Below are 19,869 nucleotides of genomic sequence, written 5' to 3'. Positions count from 1 at the left end.
GTTAAGGAACACATTGCCAGCACCAAAGTGGGCCACAATAAGCAAAAACACAGCTCCTTCCTATTCCTCTGCAATTACTCCTACATTGTCCGTAAGTGTTATACATTCCACAGGAGGCACAGGACAATGTTGTGGTAGTAGTTGTAGTAGTTGTAGTGGTAGTAGTGGTAGTAGTAGTAGTTGTTGTTGTTGTTGTCGTAGTTTCAGACGGATAAATGGTTAATGAAAGTGTTTTTGATGCAATCTGATTTTTACTGTCTGTTACATTAATTGTAATTGGAAATGTTCCATAATTTAAAGGAGTTCCGCATATGCATGGAGAGGCATTACTGCATGGCAGGCTAACAGCATCATAGGTGCAGCTTCCTGAATCCTGTAAAAAAAGTCCTGAAGGAAGTCCTGTTATATTCCAAGTAAAATTTGGAAATCCTCCTGTAACACTTATCTGAGCACCATAACGCAAACCCTGATAACCATAATGTAAAAACTCTGTTGTTATTCTAAATTTTGGACATCCTACCAGATCTCTTATCTCATCAAGAGATACATAGGCAACAACATCATCATAATAATACTGAGGATTTGTTGGAGTATAGGTGCAAGGGCTAATATATGGCATCCCCTGTTCTCTTATATAAAAAGGGGAGCTCACTCCTGTACAGCTTCCATCAGAATCCTCACCCTTTGAATACACAATAAAAGCAATATTTGACTTTGTATTGTATGTTGAGCATTGAGTATCAGTGCATTCTCTGACTTCATAAGATGTTGAATTTACAGCACAAACATATTTTGAAGAACCGAGAAGTTCACTCACTGGATAATACTGCAAAGCCCTTCCCCATGCATCAAGTTTTCTTGCACCTGCAGAGTCAAGATCTGATGGAAGATAACCGTTTTTCACTGCATATCCAAGAACTGCTTCTTTTGCTTGCTTTACTGTTTCCCTCGTTTCAGTTAACTTTGCTCGCTTTGTGAGAGGTCCTATAAGACTTACTCCAAGCCCTAAAAGCAAGCCTAGAATTACAAGGACTATGGCAATCTCTACCAGGGTTAGCCCTTTTTTTGATTGAATTAGCATACTTTTTTATACCATAAAAGATTTATTTTTTCAACATTTAAAGCTCTTTTTCAAGAATAAACTTCCATTTATAAATCTGATCTCTGATTGTCTGTGCCTGAGGATGATTGGGCTGTAACTGCAGAACTATTTCCATATTTTTTATTGCGCAGCTGTAATCACCCAACTTTTCACAAACAAGAGAAGAGCTGAAATAAATCTGAGGATTAAAGGGGATGTAAGATTTTGCCATTTCAAGTTCCTGTAGAGCTTCTTCGTATCTGCCGGCATTGTATAAAACTTCAGATTTCAAGAAGTGCTCTCTTGCAATGCCTGAAATTTCAATAATGGATGGATTCTTGGCAATGATTCTTGCTATTTTACTTCTTATCGATGAAGCTTTTTCTTCTGAGACTATACCTAAAATTCCTGCATAGATTTTAAGGGCGGATATAGCATCGCCTGATTTTTCGTAATTTAAAGCCTCCTTTTCCATCTCCTCTACATATGGTTTCATAGCTTCGTAGAAAGCTTTAAGTGTGTTATCCGAGATTGGCAGGTCTTTTTTGTTGAGATTTTTATAAACTTTGATTGCGTTTTCATACATGCCTTTTTTAGCATAGGCAATGGCAACCATAAGCTGCAGATAACCTTCATTCCGTTTTGAATAATTCTCAATAACTCTGTCATATTCATTAAGAGCCATTAAAAGACAGGCATGAGCTTTCAGTGTGCTTGCATATACATTGGTAGATTTTGCTATATTTAAAGCTTCATCCATTGCTCTTTTTGCTTCATTGATATTTCCTTTCTGGATTTCAGCCATTGCAATAATTGCCATATAATCTGCTACAAGGGCTGGATTACTGTAAAATTTCTGTCTTTCAATGACTATTTTAAATGGCTCTTCAACCTCTTTTCTTTTTATGGTTAGAGTAACATTTGTGCCTTCGCTGCCTCTTAATTTCTTTATTACATCTTCAAATTTTAATTCCTCAGTTGATCTTCCATCTATCTCAGTAATTTCATCTCCTGGTTTTATCCCTGCTTTTTCTGCAGGACCTCCTGGCTCAACGGAGGTGATAACTATAGAGTCATCCTTCTTTACAATGGGGGCTCCAATTCCATAAAATTTTAAAGCATCAATCATCTTATTAGCAATGGATACGGCATCGTCATATTTCCCTGCTTTCAGGTAAAGCAGTCCAAGACGAACTGCTGCATTTTTATCATCAGGTCTTGCTTCCATGTACCTCTTCAATGCATTAATAGCCTTATCAAATTTATCCTGCTCAATGTAGAAATCATAAAGATGAACAAATAAAATGGCATTACCCGGATTTAAACTCACTGCATGTTCAAGTTGAGTTACTGCATCCTTAATTTTTTTCTGGGCTTTGTAAATCTTATAAAGCAGAAAGTAACCATCTGTATCCTTTGGAGCAAGCTGAGTGAGCATCTGAGCTGCAGCCAGAGCTTCAGCATAATCACCAGTCTTTAATGCACGATTAGCTATAACTTTATATGCACCGGTATTTGATGGATTTTTATTAATTATTTGCTTTGCATCAGCGATTACTTTTTTAGGATTGTTTATTGCATCGTAGATTACATCAACAGAGTTTTTAACTGCTTCTCTAATTGATTGATAAGCTACCTGAGCATAATCTTTATCACTCATTGTTGCAAAAAGCCCTGGTTTTGAAAGGCTTCCCTTTCCATCTGAATAAACAGGAAGAGACAACATTATAAAGTCATTATCATAGAGAATAAACTGAAGCGTTGTATTTGCATTAAAAACAAGAGGAAGACAACAATCAAACCTTACATCCATACTGCTCACATTAGCATTGATTACTAAAGCGTCTTTATCGGGTATTGTGGAAACAGAAGGTTCAATCCTGAATTTTTCAAAACATGATGAAATAACTGGAAGAGCTTGCTTAATGTAGTGTCCTGTGGGAAAAACAAAATCATGTATAACTCCTGCAGAGTAATTTGCGTGAGTTGCTTTATACTTTTTTGTATCATCTACAATGAATAAGACTTCACGAGAGATCTTTTTTGCTTGCACTGTCTCCTTTGAAGTTTCCATGTCCATTAGTTCAATTGTATGGGTTATTCTTATTGGTTCGCATCCTGAAAGATAAGCAACAAGAACTAAAAAAAGAAAAATTCTTAAGAGTCTCATCGTCAGTCTCCTTTCAGCCATTTATATATTGTTTTCTGTCCAAAGGTCATGTCATTTTCAAAATTGTTCATAAACTCGTCTTTGCTGAAGTTAAAACCAAAAGCCTCTGCTGCTTGTTCTGTCTTGGTTAAAAATTTATCAAGTGCTGAAAATGCAATCTCCGTGTATATTTTCCTACTTATATCTGCCACTCCAGCCTGAAGGGGTGACATGGGCTTTGTTATAAAAGAAACAAGATATTCATCAGTAGCCTGAGCACTTGCTGAAGCTGCACCTTCTGTTTTTGCTGTCACTGCAATTTTCAAAACCGGCAAAGCGTGTTCACTTATCTTTGATCCCCATGTTTTTTTGTATTTCTCATCAAGTTTATCAAAAAGTTTTTCACCCATGTCATCAATCTTATCCTCTATTGCCTCAGTAACTTTGTCCTGTATGACATTGCCTAAGATCTGATTCAAATCAGAAGCATTCAACTCTGAAGAAGCTCTAATCTGTTCTGTTGAATCATTTGAGTTGAACTGAGCTTGAGAGGGATTTTGCCACTGAAAAGCTGTAAGCTGTCCTCCAAGAGTTGGAAAAGAAAATGGACTCTGGGCAGGATTTGATGGTTGATTCTGAACTTGCTGTTTTGCCTGTGTAATCAGCTGATTATACTGCGCAAGAAGCTGTTTTTTTCTTTCTTCCTCTTTTTTCCTCTCTTCAGCTATTCTTTTTTGCTCTGCCTCGTATTGTGCCTGTCTCTGTGCAGAGTTATCATCCATATCAAACATTCCACTGAAAAGACCGCTGAAAAAGCCGCTAAGAAAAGCACCCATTATTCCAACTGCCATCTGCTGAGATGGTGATAAACCTGATGAAGGAGAGTATGAAGAAGAGCCACTGCTTATGGGAGTGCATCCACCACAGCCAACACACCTGTATCTTACACCATTGATTGTTACTTCTTTAACCTGTCCTTTTGGAATGAATGTTCCATCAGCAAGCTGGCTTCCATCACATGACATCCCTGTGGGCATAGGAATACTTCCAGCATAAACTTGAATACAAAAGAAAAAACATATGATAATAATTGATAAAACTATTTTTTTAGCCATCTATTACTCCCTAAAAAGTTCTATTTATGTCAATTAATCTTTCAATCTTAAAACTGTAATTCTTTAGATCGTCAATGTTGGCAAACTCTGCTACTGCCATAGCATGCACGAAAAAGACATAAATGCTTTTTGCTTTAAGAAATGCTTCAAAATTCTCACTTTGAAGGAACTCAAGGGCACTGCCGTCTTTTACAAAGCCTATGCCATTTTCGGTTTCATAGAGAAGTCCAGCTCTTTCTGAATAGAAAATCTTTTTTATGCTCTGTCTTGGATGTTCATAAACAATGTTGAGTCTGCCATTTTTATATTCTCTAATCTGTCTGCCAATGCTGAGGAAGATATGATTTCCTTTTCCACTTAAAGAAGATACCTGCTCGCTTAAAGAAATGATTTTTTCAAAGGCTTTTTTTACTGGATTAAAAAGATATGCTTCATATTTTTTTGTCTTAGGATTTAAGGAAAGCGCATAAATGCAATCATCTCCTTTAAATATTCTTGAATTATTATGAGGTAGCTTTGCAATCGGTTTTAATGAAACAACTGGAAGATTTTCATTGCTTTTTTTCTCCAGTTCAGCATAACCAATACTTTTACCGTCAGAAAAAAGCAAAATCCCGTTGTCAAGGCATATTATATCCCTGATATTCTGTTTAAATTTAACTAAGTAAGCATTGATAGGTTTAAAAAGCAGTTTGCCATTATACATCATGATAGGCTTGTTCTCATAATCAATCACAAACTGAACATTTTCATTGGAGACCTGAGGAGGGCTGTCTTTTTGACCGGGGAGCAAAATCCAGTTAATCTTTACGGCACTCTGTTCAGGCAAAACAAGAACAGTTTTTGGAATCATGTAAAGGGTCCCGGCTCCTGAAACAGTAAGAAACACTGCAACTGTTAATATCAGTTTTTTAATGTTCATGCCTAAGTTTATCACATGAATCTTTAGTCGTCAAGTGAAAATTACCTGAAGAATCTTCAATGAATTTATGCAGCAGTCAACACTTTGTCCTCCAGCCTTTGAATTCTCAATCTCATATAATCAATAGTCCGTCTTATGTCTTTTAGTTCTGACTCAATATTTGCCTGCCTTGACTCAATTGAATTCATTCTTGTATTGATTGATTCAATGGCAATTGCAAATCCCTGAAGCTGCCCTGATACTGTTGCCTTAAAATCCCTTAACTCCTATTTTATCTCCCCTAAAATCAAATCTCTTGTTTTGTCTACTACCTTTTCCCACTTTTCAGGAGAAAACCCTTTGCAACCCGAGGAATCTCTGACTACTTACAATGCCGAAAGAAAAGAAGGAGATTCCTCGCTCGCGCTCGGAATGACACATTGAAAGCTCATAATGGCAAATTGAAAGGTCATTCAGAGGGTAGTATTATATTATTCTGTCATCCCGAGGGGCTCAATGCCCCGAGGAATCTTTAAGTCTTTAATACAGAAAAAACGAAGGAGATTCCTCGCCTTCCGAGGGTGGAATCCCACCCGAGGAATCTCTGAAATAGTGAGAAAGGAGGAGATTCCTCGTCGCTAACGCTCCTCGGAATGACAAAAAAATGTCGGAATGACAGAGAATGGAATGCCAGGAGAAGGTTTGGAATGATAAATAAAAAGCAGGATTGGTGCCAAATAAAAAAGGATTGGAATGACAAGGGAAAGAGGCTTGGAATTACAGTTTTAATCGGCATTTTCAGGAACTCGTTTAATTGTGAAAAAAAGAGAGCCCCACCCCCCCAGAGGCTCTCTTTAAAAGTTTTTTAAAATTGTATATCCTGTACTTTGCCTTCTCTGTTTACTACAACTTTTATTTCTTGAATTCCATTTTTTGTGGTCACTTTGCCTATGTAGTGATAGGTCATCATGTTATCGTTTTGGCTGATTTTTATTGGTTTGCCCCAGAGGTTTTCAATCTCAAAAACTGTGGTTTTACCTTTTTCAAAAAGTATTCCTGATTGCTTTTTCTCATCAAGTTTGATATTTACAGGATCAATTGTCATAGCTCCACCTGAAATGGCATCAATGACAACACCAGGGAGTAACCACAGAATATTTCCAAGAATTGTAGCACCAGCATTAAAATGTTTTGAAAGATCATAGGTTTTCTCAAAGCCATCCTTTTTAATCGTAATCTTTTCAGCTTTTCTTGATACTGTCATCGTGCATGGAGTTACACAAGATTGAGTCTCAACAATAGCCGTTGCACCAGGTGGTTCGGTGTTGATAGAGAGCTCCTGTTTCGTTCCATGAACAATCGTTCCACAACCCGAAGCTATTAATGTTAGTCCAATAAGTCCTGATAAAACTTTTCTCATACACTAACCTCCTTTTTTTATTTTTATTGTAATCTCTCAAAGGTAAGGTTGTGATAAAAAACAATATTGCAAAAATATTGCAGACCATCACTGTCGTATAGAAAAAAATCAACAAATTCACAAATCTTAGGAACTTTTCTCAGAAGCTCTTACTTTCCTTTTAGATTTTTGAGGCAAAGCATTGACTTGAAATTATCATGAGATAGTTGATAAAATAGTTTTTGTATAATTAAATGTTTATTCAAAAGGATTTGAAAGCGAAAAAATTCCCTTCCAGGATGCTCCACACGAGAAGGAACCTCCTGAGGATTTAAAGGATTCCAAAATAATTAAAAATTAAAAAAATATCAGGCAGTATGCCTGAGAAAGGAGGTTTTATGGAAGAAGAAAACAATTTATCCGTTAACCTCCGTGTGCTTGTTACATACTTTCCAGAGATCGTTGAATGCCTTCATACTCCTAAGCTCGGTGGTAAATGTACAGGATGTGAATTTAAAGATGAATGCAGGATAGTTGAAGTAGTCGGATTCCTTATCAATAAACAAATAATGGGATTATCCACAGGGAAGTCTGATGCAGAACTGATTAATTAAAACTATGAAGGGGAGGGGACATAACCCTCCCTTTATATTGTATACCAGCTTTATAAACTGCTGAAATTGACTTAATAGAGAACAAAATTTTAACATTCATAATATGAGCATTCAGGAGTTTGTCCATCTTCATGTGCATACAGAATATAGTCTCCTTGATGGAGCAATAAGAATTGATGAATTAATTGAACAGGCAAAAAAATATAAAATGCCTGCTGTGGCAATAACTGATCATGGAAATCTTTTTGGAGTGGTGGAGTTTTATAAAAAAGCCACAAAGGCAGGTGTAAAACCTATTATAGGCTGCGAGGTATATGTAGCTCCTCAAAGTCGTTTTGATAAAACAAAGATAGATAAAGACCCAGGAATGCCAGAGGAAGCATCATTTCATCTTACTTTGCTGGTGGAAGACGAGGAAGGATACAGGAATCTTACCCGGCTCGTTACTCTGGCTTATACTGAAGGATTTTACTACAAACCAAGAATTGATATGGAACTTTTAAGCCAACACTATAAAGGGCTTATTGCTCTTTCTGGATGTCTTAAAGGAGAAATCCCATACAGCATTGTTCGTGAAAACATTGAAAGGGCTGAAAATACAGCAAAAAAATTAAAAGACCTATTTGGAGAGAATTTTTTTCTTGAAATCCAGTCAAACAGCCTTGCTGAGCAGGAAATTGCAAATAAAGGATTAATTGAGATTTCAAAAAAATTTAACATTCCTCTGGTTGCTACCAATGACTGTCACTATCTTTACAGGTCAGATGCAAGGGCACATGAAATTCTGCTTTGCATTCAGACCGGCAAAACCATCAAAGACGAAAAAAGACTGAAGTTTCAGACAGATGAGTTTTACTTTAAATCTCCAGATGAGATGTATTCAGCATTTATTGAAATCCCTGAGGCACTGAAAAATACTCTTGAGATTGCAGAGAGATGTAACTTCCATTTTAAACTTGGTGAATACAAGCTTCCAAAATACCATGTTCCCGATGGATACTCAGCAGAAGAATATTTAAAACGACTTGCTCAAGAAGGATTAAAAGAGAGATTTAATGGCAATCCTTCTGAAGATTATATAAATCGTCTGGAAGAAGAACTCAAAGTTATAACAGAAATGGGTTTTGCTTCATATTTTCTCATTGTATGGGATTTTATAAATTATGCAAGACGAAAAAAAATCCCTGTTGGACCGGGAAGAGGGTCAGCAGCAGGAAGTCTTGTTGCTTATGCACTCAAGATTACCGATATAGATCCCATAAAATACGGGCTACTTTTTGAAAGATTTTTAAATCCTGAAAGAATAAGCATGCCTGATATTGATGTTGACTTTTGTAAGGACAGAAGAGAGGAGGTAATTAAATATGTTACAGAAAAATATGGGATTGACAGAGTTGCACATATTATAACTTTTGGAACAATGGCTGCAAGAGCGGTTGTAAGAGATGTGGGAAGAGCCTTAAACATTCCCTATGGCGAGGTAGACAAAATTGCAAAAATGATACCATTTGCATGTCCATCTTTGCAGCAGGCTTTAAATTTAGAACCAAGACTCAAGGAACTTTACGATAAATCTGAAACGGTAAAAGAATTAATTAACATAGCTTTAAGACTTGAAGGACTTGTAAGACACGCATCTCAACATGCTGCAGGAGTTGTTATATCTCCTGAACCTCTTGAAGACATAATGCCACTTTATAAAAATCCAGGTGAAGATACTGTAATAAGCCAGTTTGATATGAAAGCTCTTGAAGATGTTGGACTACTTAAATTTGACTTTTTAGGTCTTAAAACCCTCACTGTTATTGATGATACGATAAAATATGTTAAAGCTCAGGGTAAAGATCTGAGACTGGAAAACATTCCTCTTGATGATGAGGAAACATATCAACTTCTTTGCTCAGGGCAGACAACAGGAGTATTTCAGCTTGAAAGTAGAGGCATGAGAGAATTACTCAAGAGAATGGAGCCTCAGAGATTTGAAGACCTCGTTGCCCTTGTAGCCTTATACAGACCCGGACCCCTTGGCAGCGGTATGGTTGATGATTTTATTAAAAGAAAAAAAGGAGTCGTTCCCATTCAGTATGATTTACCGCAACTCAAAGAAATACTTGATGAAACCTATGGAGTAATTCTCTATCAAGAGCAGGTTATGAAAATTGCTAATAAAATTGCAGGTTTCACAATGGGACAGGCAGATGTTTTAAGAAAAGCAATGGGTAAAAAGATTCCAGAACTGCTGATGAGTCTTAAGGAAGAGTTTGTTCAGGGAGCCCGAAGAAATGGAGTTCCTCAGGACAAAGCAGAAGCTTTATTCAATATAATGGCAGCCTTTGCTGAGTATGGTTTCAATAAATCCCATTCTGCAGCCTATGCTTATTTAGCATACATTACAGCTTACTTAAAAGTTCATTATCCTAAGGAATTCTTTGCCGCAAACCTTTCAAATGAAATGGGAGATACAAACAAAATTGTTAAATTTATCAATGAATGCAAAGCCTGGGGCATAGAGATCAAAGGACCTGACATAAATGAAAGCGACAGAGTCTTTACTGTAAGGGAAAATTCTATAAGATTTGGACTTGAAGCTGTAAAAGGAGTAGGAGGCTCTGCTCTTCAATGTATTCTCAATGAGAGGAAAAAGAAAAAATTTACATCAATGACTGATTTCCTCAGTAGAGTTGATACAAGAAAAGTTAATAAAAAAGTGATAGAATCCCTAATTAAAGCAGGAGCATTTGATTCTCTTTATCCTCAATATACTGCCAATCAGGCAAGAGCTGTTGCAATGCATGAACTTTTATCCTTTAAAGGCAATAAACTGCCGGGTGGATTATTTCTTACTGAACAAATCATAGAGCCATGGGATAATGAAACTTTACTGAGTGAGGAAAAGGCAGCGCTTGGTCTTTATCTTACGGGTCATCCCATGAAACCGCTCAGAGCAGTTTTGAATAGGATGGGAATCTGCACAATTGCTGAAATTTTTGATACTGCGGAAGATGAGATTATTGAAACTGAACAGGAGCAGGAGATAAAAATAGCAGGCATTGTGGAGGAAGTAAAGAGTAAAGCAAAGGAAAAAGGTGTTACTGCTTACATAACAATAGAAGATGAGACAGGTAGGGTTGAGGTTGTAATTTATCCTGAACTTTTTAAAAAATGTAGCAGTATTCTAACAGAAAAAAACTCAATTATCATTAATGGCATTGTATTTAAATCTCCTGATTCTACAAAATTTCTTGCAAGACAGATAGAAGATATGAAAAATCTGGATTTAAAAATAAAGTATGAATTAAGTATTGACTGTTCAGACACTGAGAAAGCTTACAAAACTTTGAAAGAAATAAGACAATGTCTTGAAGAAACCCGTAATGGAGAAGGTAAAGTATATATATGTTTAAATCTCCCTGACTGTCATGTTATAATTTTAAGTCCCTTTGAACCGTGTCTTGACTTTGAAACAAAAATACAAAAAATTGAAAACTGTCAGGTGAGAATACTATGACCTATTATCTTGATTTTGAAAAACCCATACAGGAGTTAGAAACAAAAATTGAAGAGCTAAGAAAACTTTCAGATGGTAGTGATATTGATCTCAGTCAGGAGATAAAAAGGCTCAATAAAAAATTAAAAGAATTAAAATCTGAAGTTTACTCAAATCTTACAGCATGGCAGAAGACCCAGATTGCGAGGCATCCTGAAAGACCTTACACTCTTGATTATATTTCAATGATTTTTGAAGATTTTATTGAGCTTCACGGAGATCGCCGTTTTGGAGACGATCCTGCTGTAGTAGCAGGAATCGGGAAAATTGATGGTGCTTCTTATGCAGTTATTGGGCATCAGAAAGGTAGAACAATAAAAGAAAGAATTTACCGAAACTTTGGTCAGGCTCATCCTGAAGGATACAGAAAAGCATTAAGAGTTATGAAACTGGCAGAAAGATTTTCAATGCCTGTCATTACAATGATTGATACTCCGGGTGCTTTTCCAGGTATAGGTGCTGAAGAAAGAGGTCAGGCTGAGGCAATTGCAACAAATCTTATGGAGATGTCTTTGCTGAAAACACCTTTGATTGGAATTGTAATAGGCGAGGGTGGAAGTGGAGGTGCGCTTGCGCTCAGTGTGTGTGACAAAATTTTTATGCTTGAACACTCTGTTTATTCAGTTATCTCTCCTGAAGGATGCGCGGCTATACTGTGGAAAAAGAATTCTGATGTAGGAGTGGAAGACTACATGAGAGCAGCGGAGGAACTCAAGCTTACAGCCCAGGATTTGAAAAAATTCGGAATCATTGATGACATAATTCCTGAACCACCTGGTGGAGCTCACAGAGAACCGCAGGAAACAGGTAAAAGAATTAAAAACAAAATAATCAGCACTGCAGAAGAATTAAGTAAAATACCAGTAGAAGAACTTATTAGAAAAAGATACGAAAAATTCAGGAAAATTGGAAATTTCTGGAGTTCAACTCATAGCAGAAAGTAGAAACTCTTTAAATTTTTCCGGTACAATCCATTCAATTCCGAGTTTATCAGCCCATTTAATTAAACCTTGATCTCCCGTTACTAATGTTGCTTTAAGTTCCATAGAAAGAAATATGAGATCAACATCTTCTTTACTGTCAATAATACCTTCACGGAGTGCTTCCCTATATTTTTTTCTTAAATCTTTAATTACTTCATCAGGCTCTTTCTGTGTAACATTTCTTACAGCATTCTCTGCAACTCTCAAGCCTTTGTTTATTCTATGCCTCATCTCTTCAACGAGCTCATAAAAAAATATTGCTGGGCACTGACTTCTGTGTTTATCAGGAGATTTGATTCTGATTAAAAAATAGAAATCTTTCGGAATTTCTTTTTCATCAACAAAATACATTAACTCCTTAAAAACAGTGGAAGGGATATAGAATTCAAGATTTTTAGCTTTTTTAGCTATCTTTATAAATTCTTCAACTGCCTGCCGAGGAGTTTCGCCAAAAAAATTTCTTATATCAGGATTGACAAAAACGCTTGTATCAAGAACTATTTTTCGTTTTCTACAAAAAAAATCAATCATTTCAGGATTTCACAGCCTCTCAGGTCAACATCAAAGCTGCTCCAAGTTCCGCAAACAGGGCATCTTCCTGCCCATTCTTCAAATTTTGAATGACATTCCCTGCATAGATAAGACAGAGTTGATACCTTTGTTTCAGGACAGAGTTCTTTAAATTCAGAGACAGCTTTCGGTATCTGATTTCTTCTAAGATAAAGATATCCTTTGATGCAATGTAGTTTTGGAGTTGAACATATGGCTGGATCTATAGAAGACAAAATTTCTATAGCATCATCAATCATTTCCAGACGATAATAAAGTCTGCCAAGGAGGAACTTAAGCTCCACATCATCTGGCTGCTCATTTATTGCTTTTAGATAAAATTGAATTAGTCTTTTAGGATCACCTATGCTGATAAGTAAGTCTTCAAGTCTTATGAGCAAAATCTTTGATTTTAAATCCTCGTATGATTTCTGAAGAAACTCAATTGCTTCCTCAACCCCCTCTTTTGAAAGAATGACCTCTGTCATTCCAAGATAAGCAGGCACAAACTGAGGATAATTACTAATAAGGCTTGAAAAAACCCTTTCTGCCTGTTCAATCTCACCTGATTCAATATTTATTCTTCCGTACTCGTATGTATATCCTACAAGCCTTTTTTCTTCCTCTGCTTTTTTATATGCAGGAACGAGTTTTAGAATCTTTTTCTGAAGACTGATCAGATCTTCCCATTTTTCAAGTCGTTCCAGAATATTTCTCATTTTGTAGTGTGCCAGAGGGCTATCTGGTTCAAGATTTATGATCTGTTCAATATATTTAAGGGCAAGTTCATTTTCATTCATTTTTTCCATAACGTTTTCCAGAGAAAAAAGAGGAACAATATTTTTAGGATCAAGTTCATAGGCTTTTTTGTAATATTTAAGTGCAGTTTTATAGTCTTCCTCCTTCATTGACAGGTCTCCAAGCCTTATGAGAGCATCTACATGTTCTGGTTCTTCTTTTAATATTTCCTGTAATGCCTCCTTTGCCTCTTGCACTTTATCTCTCATAATGTCTCTTAAAGCCTTTGCATAGTAGTCCTTTATTTTTTCTTCTTTCTTCTGCTTTTTCTGCAACTGAAATTTACTTATTAAATTGCTCGTGTCTCTGATAAAAAAGACGATAAAAACAAAAAAAGCTCCAAAACTTAGAGAAAGAAGCATTAATCCTATTTTAGGCATTTCATAGGATGCACCAAATGGCAGTTTAAGAATTACCATCTCTTTATTTTCCATGGCAAAAAGTCCGATAACTGTGAGAAAAACAAGTAGCAGAAAAATCAAAAGCTTTGACATTTCAAATACCTCTCACCTGTGCAGTTTTTTAATTATACCTTAAAAAAGCAAGAAAAATTAATCCTGAAATTGCCGATATAAGTTTTCATCCCGATGAAGCAGTAGTTTTATATCGGCAAATTCGGGAAATTAATAGGAATTGACAAAATAACATATGTATGTGTTATTTTTAAAAAATCGGGGCTGTAGCTCAGTTGGGAGAGCGCTTGAATGGCATTCAAGAGGTCGGGGGTTCGACTCCCCTCAGCTCCATAAGTAAAATCAAGGCTTTGTGAAAGTCTTTTATCTCTGATTTTCCCTTACTGTGATAAATTTGTGATAAATTGTGATATTTAGCTTATTTACTGCATTTTTTTTATGTGCTTTTGATAAGTGGCTGTATTTTAAGGTCATTTTGATGTCTTTATGTCCTAACAGTTCCTGAACTGTTCTAAGGTCAACACCGTTCATAACAATTTGGCTTGCAAACTTGTGTCTTAGGTCGTGGAATCTGAAGTTTTGAATTTCGTTTTGCATATCACTCATAGTCCAAACAGGAATCCATGACGTCAGGGGCTGCGACTTGTAATCACTCTACTTTATCAAAAATTTCCAGAGTAATAGTTTTTATAAAACTACCCTTATTTTTGCATATATAAAATCAATTTTTATTCATCTTTTTATCACAGTAGCCCGACACTCTTTAGTATCTTTGCTACTCTGGAGTCAACCTTTGCAATTTCTTTTAAAGCTTTCTCTAACTTGTCTTTCCTCCAGTTCCTTATCCCCAAAGAATAAAGATTTTCATATCATCCAGTTGTTCTTGTAAGGATTTTTGCCCTTCTTCAAGCCTTATAAGCCTGTCCCTGTCATTTTGAGGAAATGGAACTTCTTTTGCAAAAGAGGCTACTGCTGTAAGTAAACTCAACAGAATTGAGGTTACAATTAGTATTTTATTTTACAATAGCACAAAGGGAAAATCAATAGATGAGATTTTTTAAAAAGAAGTTAATCCAAGATTTTCCCCAAACCCTCATCTGTTAAAATAAAAATAAACAGAGGCTGTTTAATATGAATAAAGGGTTACTTTGTCATTCCGAGGGGCTCAATGCCATTTTCATTGTCATTCCGAGGGTGGCATCCCACCCCGCGGAATCTCTGAGTCTTCCGATGCTGAAAAAAGTGGAGGGGATTCCTCGCTTCGCTCGGAATGACAGAGAAAAATACATGGAATGACAGAGAAAAGAACTTGGAATGAAGAGTAGAGGCAATTGAAAATTAAAGAAACTTGCAAGTTCTTGATTTTCAAGAACTTGTAAGTTTTTAAACAGTCTCATAAACAAAATGGTTAGGTAAAATATGAAAATTAAACTTTTGCTTTTCTTGGTTATTTTGAATATAAACCAGATGCGGTTGCAGTATATGAAATTAATGTATCTTGATGTGGCAAACAGTATTGTAGATTTGCTTATTAAAGAGTCTGATGTTAAGAAAGCTTTTGTGATCGCACTGCCTGCCATTGCAGAAATTAACCTAAAATATGTAAAATATGGCCCTGATGCTGTGATTGGAGTTGAAAATGGAGACAATGAAAAAGAAAAAGTGAGTAAAAATGACCCTGAACAAAATGTAACATCATCAGAAACATATAAAACAGCAATCACAGATAAAAACTCCAACTAAAGCCCGAGTTTACCCCTTCAAGGTTTTTGAGGCGTTTTGCTTCAGAGGCATTCATGCCTTTGTATTTCTGTCTCCATTGGTATGTGGTGTTTGGTGCGATACCGTATTTTCTTGCCACAGAACAGACAGAGCTGCCAGGCAGGTCTGCCTTAGCAATTATCTTAATTATAAAGTAGAATAGATTTTTATCTATTTTATATTACTTCTGGTTTAAGCTATTCTTAGACAGTTTGAGTAATATTTAATATGAGTAATATTTAATACATGAAAATTTACTGGTTAAATTTATACTGCCCTAAAACGAGTTTACCTAATGGGTTTGATGTTTCTTTTGGTTTCCCTCCAAAAGGTAATGATTATCCATTTGTTGTTGAGATAAGCTATTTAAACAAAAAAATTTATAAACTTTTACCCGATTATGACTTCATTGTGTTTTGTAACAAGGATGTTCAAGAGTTTTCTTACGATGACTTATTCTTTTTCGTTTCGCCTTTGCTGTTACATGGGGTCCCCTTTTTTTATCAACTTAAGACTGACAGTTTTACTATAGAAATAATTTTGTCAAGTTAACCTCTGCTTTTTTTTAAGTTTTTTATCGTAATTTTTCTCCTCTTTTTCTTTTGATGATTCATACATGGCAACAAAATTTACAGGATCAAGAATTAATGGAGGGAGTCCTGCTTTTATGGTTAAATCTGCTATAGATTCTCTAATAAATGGAAATATAATTGATGAACAGTTGATATGAACTATTCTTTCAAGTTCATCTTTTTCTGGTATTTTATCAAAAACAAATATTCCCTCAAAAATAACTCTGAAAACAAAAGGCTGTTTTTTATCCTCAGACGAAAACTTTAAAATTACTTTTACCTTTCCCCCTTTTTTATTATATGTTCAAACTTAAACCAATGTTATACTCTTTATCTTTTTCAGGTTTAAAATTTGGATTTAAAGAAAAAAAACATTCAATCTGTCTGATAGTTTCTATGCTGAATTTAGGATTAAAATTAGGCTGCATTCTCTTTTTTTATTTGATATTTTTGTGAATGTTTATCCTTATTGATTAACCTGTTTATTTTAAGACTGTAATCACTTCTATTCTTTGGTATCCAGGTAATATAATAAAAATTTCCTGTAGACTCATAATCATCCAGTTCAATTTTTTCTTCTTCAATATTTTTTTCTCTTAAAGATACAACAAGTTCAAGATTAAGTATTTTTGCTATTTTTCTTAAAGTTTTCACTGAATAATTGTGATAATTAGGATTTTCCAGTCTTGCAATTGTTGATTGGGAAGTATTAAGTAACTCTGCAAGTTTAGACTGCGTAAGTCCTCTTTTTTCTCTGTAATAGGCTATCTGAGCTGCAAGACGGGTTTTTTCAAGTCCTCTATAAAATTCAGCCTCAAAATCCTTATCTTGAAATTGTTCCTTTAAAAAATCTCTGAAATTTTTCATATTTCATCTCTCCTTTTTCTGCCAATTTCAATTTCTTTTGAAGGAATTTTCATTCCTTTTTTAATAAAAATATGCAAAATTATAAAATTGTTCTTTTTTATTGATTTTCATGATTTCTAACTCACTAATTCACTAACTCACTTCACGCCGAAGGCGTGCGGTCGCAATCCCTTTTAAATGAGGTCAAGTTTCCTACTGATCTAACTAAAGCAGAAGCGAGCAAAGTAATAGATAGTCGCAATCCCTTTTAAATGAGGTCAAGTTTCCTACATTCTGGGACTGGGCAGACGAGGACTTTGCTGCTGGTTGGTCGCAATCCCTTTTAAATGAGGTCAAGTTTCCTACAGGTGGGTGGAGTGGATCTTTGTCCTGTTTGCGGGAAGTTTGGTCGCAATCCCTTTTAAATGAGGTCAAGTTTCCTACTTTTTATTACCCCGGCAATTAGAAAATTGCCGGGGTTTTTGTCGCAATCCCTTTTAAATGAGGTCAAGTTTCCTACTAAACGAAGGGTGGGAAAAATTGAAAAACGGGAGGAGGGCAAGGTCGCAATCCCTTTTAAATGAGGTCAAGTTTCCTACTTTGAAAAATGATAATATCAGAGTCTATCGAAAAAAGTCGCAATCCCTTTTAAATGAGGTCAAGTTTCCTACGAAAAGACAACAGTAGGATATTTCAGGGTGAATCAGGTCGCGTCGCAATCCCTTTTAAATGAGGTCAAGTTTCCTACAAGCAATCATTCGTATTTAATATCTCACAATGCTAAGTTTGAGTCGCAATCCCTTTTAAATGAGGTCAAGTTTCCTACATGTTAGTTTTAAGCGGCAAACTGCTGCAAGTGTTCAAAGTCGCAATCCCTTTTAAATGAGGTCAAGTTTCCTACTGAGTCGCTTACTTTTTTTTTATTTTTCAATAAGTTATAAGGAAGGTTGTGCAAATTTTTTAATACATTCCTATTACCGATCAAGTCAAAAAGTGTTATTAATGCAAGATTTTTAACGTTCTTAAAATCAAGATTTTTCAATAAATTTCCATTCCCTTAAAGTAAAGCTCGCATTGTCAAAGATCAGTATTTTTAAAATTAAAGCATACAGTTGTTGAAAAAGTCAACTTTATCATAATCCGTAATGACATTTTACAATCAACATAAATCTCTCTATGTTATCTATACATTCTCCTCAAGAAATAAATAAACTAAGAAAACAGACTCTGCAATCTCATTTGCTCTGTCAATATCTCTAACTTTAAAAATTATCTCATTTACCTCATTTGGTTTGTTGAGAATAGTTTGAAGCATTTTCAAATTCATATATACTCTTGTTTGATCAGGCATTGTTATACTTGAATCAAAAAAAATCTACTGCCTTAAAAAGATGGATAACACCATTCCTAAGTCCCTGGCAAGCAGTTTTCCTATGATAACGCTATCTCTGTCATAGATAAGGACATCAAGTTTTTTATTTGAGACAAATTTATCAATAACAGAGGCTTTTCTTTCCAGTTGTGGGTCTATACCTACAATAGAGGCAGATTTATCAACTGTTCCGTATCTTACTATTCCCTGTCATGTAAGATGAGGGGCAATACCAATTATTTCGGCATCTTTTTCATATTTTGCTATTAAAAACTTATAATCTACCACTTTGTTTTTCAACTCCTTAAGCTTTGCACCATAAACATGAAAATAGACTTCTTCGCCATAGACTTTCTTCAGTATTTTTCCTTTGTCAGTTTCATCCTTTACTTTTAGGGTTACATGAGCATTTAAATCTAAAGCTTGTTCAATAAAATACTTCTGGAATCCATTCATAAGAGATGCCATTGCAATAAATGCAGCCATACCAAAACTTATAACTAAGCATCTCAAGATAAAAAAGAGGAAGACGGGCAAATACAGTGAAAGTGATTATATAAAGAGTCTTTTTAGTTGATTTATTTCTTAAGGAGAATTTATAAGTAACAACACTTTTTGAGTTGAACTGAAAAATTGCAGGAGGACAGCTATGAAAAAAATCCTTTTAGCCATTGCAAGTTCTGATGATGGCAGGTATAAGCCTGGCACAAAATACTCCGGAAGAAAGATGCTTAAGTCTTGTAAATGCAGGAGAATACCAAAAAGCTATAGAAATCGGCAATAAATTAATAAAAAGAAATCCTTCAAATTTCCTGGCTTACAGCTGTCTTGCATATGCGTACTACTCACTGGGTGACTTAAAAAGCTCTTTAAAGTATGCACAGAAAATGGAAAGGCTGGCTAAAAATGATGATGAGCTCGGGGTAGCATATAACCGTTTAGGTTTAGCATATCACAAGATTGGGGACCTGGATAATGCATTTTTTATTATAGCAAACAATTGAACCTTGCAAGAAAACTCAATGATAGAGATGCAGAAGCAATTGCATTAAACAATATAGCAGAAGTGTATAAAGACAAGGGAGATTACTAAGGTGCTCAGGCAGAAGCTCTGTCGGGTATTGCCTTTTTGCAATCTTTTCAAGATGCCACCACCAATGCCCTAAGGGTGTCTGTTCTGGTCTCCAAATTGGGGTATCAGAACCTTTATTTAATAAATACCTAAGAAATTGGCAAGGGTTTCAATTCCTCATAGGTAGGCTCGCAATTTTCCACAATTCTCAATATCCCTCCTGTTTCCACTCGTTTCAATTCCTCATAGGTAGGCTCGCAATGAAAAGACTAGCTGGAACATGGGAAGGAGAGTTTTTGTTTCAATTCCTCATAGGTAGGCTCGCAATAGAATCAACAGCATAAAAATAACACTGCTGTTCCATGGTTTCAATTCCTCATAGGTAGGCTCGCAATCCTCCTTTTTTATTATTCCCCAAAAGGGGCATTGGGGGGTTTCAATTCCTCATAGGTAGGCTCGCAATACAAGAAGAACATCTGACTGGACTATATACGCAACATAGTTTCAATTCCTCATAGGTAGGCTCGCAATAGAAATCACTGCTCCCATTAATCACTCCTTTTAAAGAGTTTCAATTCCTCATAGGTAGGCTCGCAATGCACACCACGAGACTGAAATTCTAAAACCCAGAAATAAGTTTCAATTCCTCATAGGTAGGCTCGCAATGTCTATTCCTTTTGTGAGATGGTGATATGCT

Annotated in this window: 19 protein-coding genes, 1 tRNA gene, 1 pseudogene and 2 CRISPR repeat arrays (1 of these 23 only partly in view); of the genes and pseudogenes, 7 read left to right on the top strand and 14 right to left on the bottom strand. The window is 35.6% G+C overall.

Annotated features, from left to right (window positions below):
* Position 1: 1 nt before the first annotated feature.
* From V4D30_RS04940 to V4D30_RS04925, 4 genes are read right to left on the bottom strand one after another with little or no spacing between them, the layout of a single operon-like run.
* Positions 2-1,081, bottom strand: a complete 1,080-nt coding sequence (locus tag V4D30_RS04940; protein ID WP_353685135.1) for a prepilin-type N-terminal cleavage/methylation domain-containing protein — start codon at positions 1,079-1,081, stop codon at positions 2-4.
* A 37-nt stretch (positions 1,082-1,118) separates the two neighbouring features.
* Positions 1,119-3,251 carry a tetratricopeptide repeat protein gene (locus V4D30_RS04935; protein ID WP_353685134.1) on the bottom strand — a complete coding sequence of 711 codons (2,133 nt, stop codon included), beginning with the start codon at positions 3,249-3,251 and terminating at the stop codon, positions 1,119-1,121.
* Between the two features lie 2 nt (positions 3,252-3,253).
* Positions 3,254-4,345, bottom strand: coding sequence for a hypothetical protein (locus tag V4D30_RS04930; RefSeq protein ID WP_353685133.1), 1,092 nt, complete (start codon positions 4,343-4,345; stop codon positions 3,254-3,256).
* A gap of 10 nt (positions 4,346-4,355) precedes the next feature.
* On the bottom strand, positions 4,356-5,267 hold the full coding sequence (locus V4D30_RS04925; RefSeq protein ID WP_353685132.1) for a hypothetical protein: 912 nt from the start codon (positions 5,265-5,267) through the stop codon (positions 4,356-4,358).
* A 686-nt stretch (positions 5,268-5,953) separates the two neighbouring features.
* Between V4D30_RS04925 and V4D30_RS04920 the strand changes: the two genes are divergently transcribed.
* The gene (locus V4D30_RS04920) at positions 5,954-6,115 is read left to right on the top strand and encodes a hypothetical protein (RefSeq protein WP_353685131.1); all 162 of its coding nucleotides are present in this window, start codon (positions 5,954-5,956) and stop codon (positions 6,113-6,115) included.
* Here the strand turns inward: V4D30_RS04920 and V4D30_RS04915 are convergent.
* Complete coding sequence (locus tag V4D30_RS04915; RefSeq protein WP_353685130.1) at positions 6,112-6,666, bottom strand: PEGA domain-containing protein; 555 nt, start codon at positions 6,664-6,666, stop codon at positions 6,112-6,114. The genes V4D30_RS04920 and V4D30_RS04915 overlap by 4 nt on opposite strands.
* Positions 6,667-7,022: 356 nt before the next feature.
* Between V4D30_RS04915 and V4D30_RS04910 the strand changes: the two genes are divergently transcribed.
* The 3 genes from V4D30_RS04910 to V4D30_RS04900 all read left to right on the top strand — a co-directional run bounded on the left by V4D30_RS04910 (position 7,023) and on the right by V4D30_RS04900 (position 11,750).
* On the top strand, positions 7,023-7,259 hold the full coding sequence (locus V4D30_RS04910; protein WP_353685129.1) for a hypothetical protein: 237 nt from the start codon (positions 7,023-7,025) through the stop codon (positions 7,257-7,259).
* Positions 7,260-7,362: 103 nt separating this feature from the next.
* Complete coding sequence (gene dnaE, locus V4D30_RS04905) at positions 7,363-10,767, top strand: DNA polymerase III subunit alpha (protein ID WP_353685128.1); 3,405 nt, start codon at positions 7,363-7,365, stop codon at positions 10,765-10,767.
* Positions 10,764-11,750 (top strand): acetyl-CoA carboxylase carboxyltransferase subunit alpha, encoded by a 987-nt coding sequence (locus tag V4D30_RS04900; protein ID WP_353685127.1) that lies wholly within the window; start codon positions 10,764-10,766, stop codon positions 11,748-11,750. Before dnaE ends, V4D30_RS04900 begins: the two co-directional genes overlap by 4 nt.
* On the opposite strand, the gene V4D30_RS04895 is transcribed toward V4D30_RS04900, so the two are convergent.
* Positions 11,730-12,320 (bottom strand): RNA ligase partner protein, encoded by a 591-nt coding sequence (locus tag V4D30_RS04895; protein ID WP_353685126.1) that lies wholly within the window; start codon positions 12,318-12,320, stop codon positions 11,730-11,732. The genes V4D30_RS04900 and V4D30_RS04895 overlap by 21 nt on opposite strands.
* Entirely contained in the window at positions 12,317-13,630 is a 1,314-nt protein-coding gene (locus V4D30_RS04890; protein ID WP_353685125.1) for a tetratricopeptide repeat protein, read from the bottom strand. The genes V4D30_RS04895 and V4D30_RS04890 overlap by 4 nt, the downstream gene beginning before the upstream one ends.
* A gap of 179 nt (positions 13,631-13,809) precedes the next feature.
* Here V4D30_RS04890 and V4D30_RS04885 point away from each other — a divergent pair.
* A tRNA-Ala gene (locus V4D30_RS04885) sits at positions 13,810-13,882 on the top strand.
* A gap of 30 nt (positions 13,883-13,912) precedes the next feature.
* On the opposite strand, the pseudogene V4D30_RS04880 reads toward V4D30_RS04885, so the two are convergent.
* Positions 13,913-14,134, bottom strand: a pseudogene (locus V4D30_RS04880) (tyrosine-type recombinase/integrase); the annotation flags it as partial.
* An 834-nt stretch (positions 14,135-14,968) separates the two neighbouring features.
* Here V4D30_RS04880 and V4D30_RS04875 point away from each other — a divergent pair.
* Positions 14,969-15,292 (top strand): hypothetical protein, encoded by a 324-nt coding sequence (locus V4D30_RS04875; RefSeq protein WP_353685124.1) that lies wholly within the window; start codon positions 14,969-14,971, stop codon positions 15,290-15,292.
* Here V4D30_RS04875 and V4D30_RS04870 read toward each other — a convergent pair.
* The 6 genes from V4D30_RS04870 to V4D30_RS04845 form a co-directional block, all read right to left on the bottom strand.
* Entirely contained in the window at positions 15,270-15,452 is a 183-nt protein-coding gene (locus V4D30_RS04870) for a transposase (protein ID WP_353685158.1), read from the bottom strand. The genes V4D30_RS04875 and V4D30_RS04870 overlap by 23 nt on opposite strands.
* Before the next feature lie 401 nt (positions 15,453-15,853).
* The gene (locus V4D30_RS04865; RefSeq protein ID WP_353685157.1) at positions 15,854-16,090 is read right to left on the bottom strand and encodes a protein-export chaperone SecB; all 237 of its coding nucleotides are present in this window, start codon (positions 16,088-16,090) and stop codon (positions 15,854-15,856) included.
* Between the two features lie 209 nt (positions 16,091-16,299).
* Positions 16,300-16,749, bottom strand: coding sequence for a helix-turn-helix transcriptional regulator (locus V4D30_RS04860; RefSeq protein ID WP_353685123.1), 450 nt, complete (start codon positions 16,747-16,749; stop codon positions 16,300-16,302).
* Entirely contained in the window at positions 16,746-16,832 is an 87-nt protein-coding gene (locus V4D30_RS04855) for a hypothetical protein (RefSeq protein ID WP_353685156.1), read from the bottom strand. The genes V4D30_RS04860 and V4D30_RS04855 overlap by 4 nt, the downstream gene beginning before the upstream one ends.
* 77 nt (positions 16,833-16,909) lie before the next feature.
* Positions 16,910-17,629: direct repeats of the CRISPR family, unit length 36 nt; unit sequence GTCGCAATCCCTTTTAAATGAGGTCAAGTTTCCTAC.
* A 282-nt stretch (positions 17,630-17,911) separates the two neighbouring features.
* Positions 17,912-18,079 (bottom strand): hypothetical protein, encoded by a 168-nt coding sequence (locus V4D30_RS04850; RefSeq protein ID WP_353685122.1) that lies wholly within the window; start codon positions 18,077-18,079, stop codon positions 17,912-17,914.
* 231 nt (positions 18,080-18,310) lie between these two features.
* Positions 18,311-18,586 (bottom strand): hypothetical protein, encoded by a 276-nt coding sequence (locus V4D30_RS04845; protein WP_353685121.1) that lies wholly within the window; start codon positions 18,584-18,586, stop codon positions 18,311-18,313.
* Positions 18,587-18,783: 197 nt separating this feature from the next.
* Here V4D30_RS04845 and V4D30_RS04840 point away from each other — a divergent pair, with 197 nt between their 5' ends.
* Positions 18,784-19,104 carry a tetratricopeptide repeat protein gene (locus V4D30_RS04840; protein WP_353685120.1) on the top strand — a complete coding sequence of 107 codons (321 nt, stop codon included), beginning with the start codon at positions 18,784-18,786 and terminating at the stop codon, positions 19,102-19,104.
* A gap of 234 nt (positions 19,105-19,338) precedes the next feature.
* Positions 19,339-19,869: a CRISPR direct-repeat array (repeat unit 30 nt; unit sequence GTTTCAATTCCTCATAGGTAGGCTCGCAAT); it runs 5,976 nt beyond the window's last position.

Source organism: Thermodesulfovibrio sp. 3907-1M (assembly GCF_040450955.1).
Lineage (GTDB): Bacteria > Nitrospirota > Thermodesulfovibrionia > Thermodesulfovibrionales > Thermodesulfovibrionaceae > Thermodesulfovibrio > Thermodesulfovibrio autotrophicus.
Note: the sequence above shows the minus strand (reverse complement) of the source record. Positions and strands in the feature narration are given on the sequence as shown.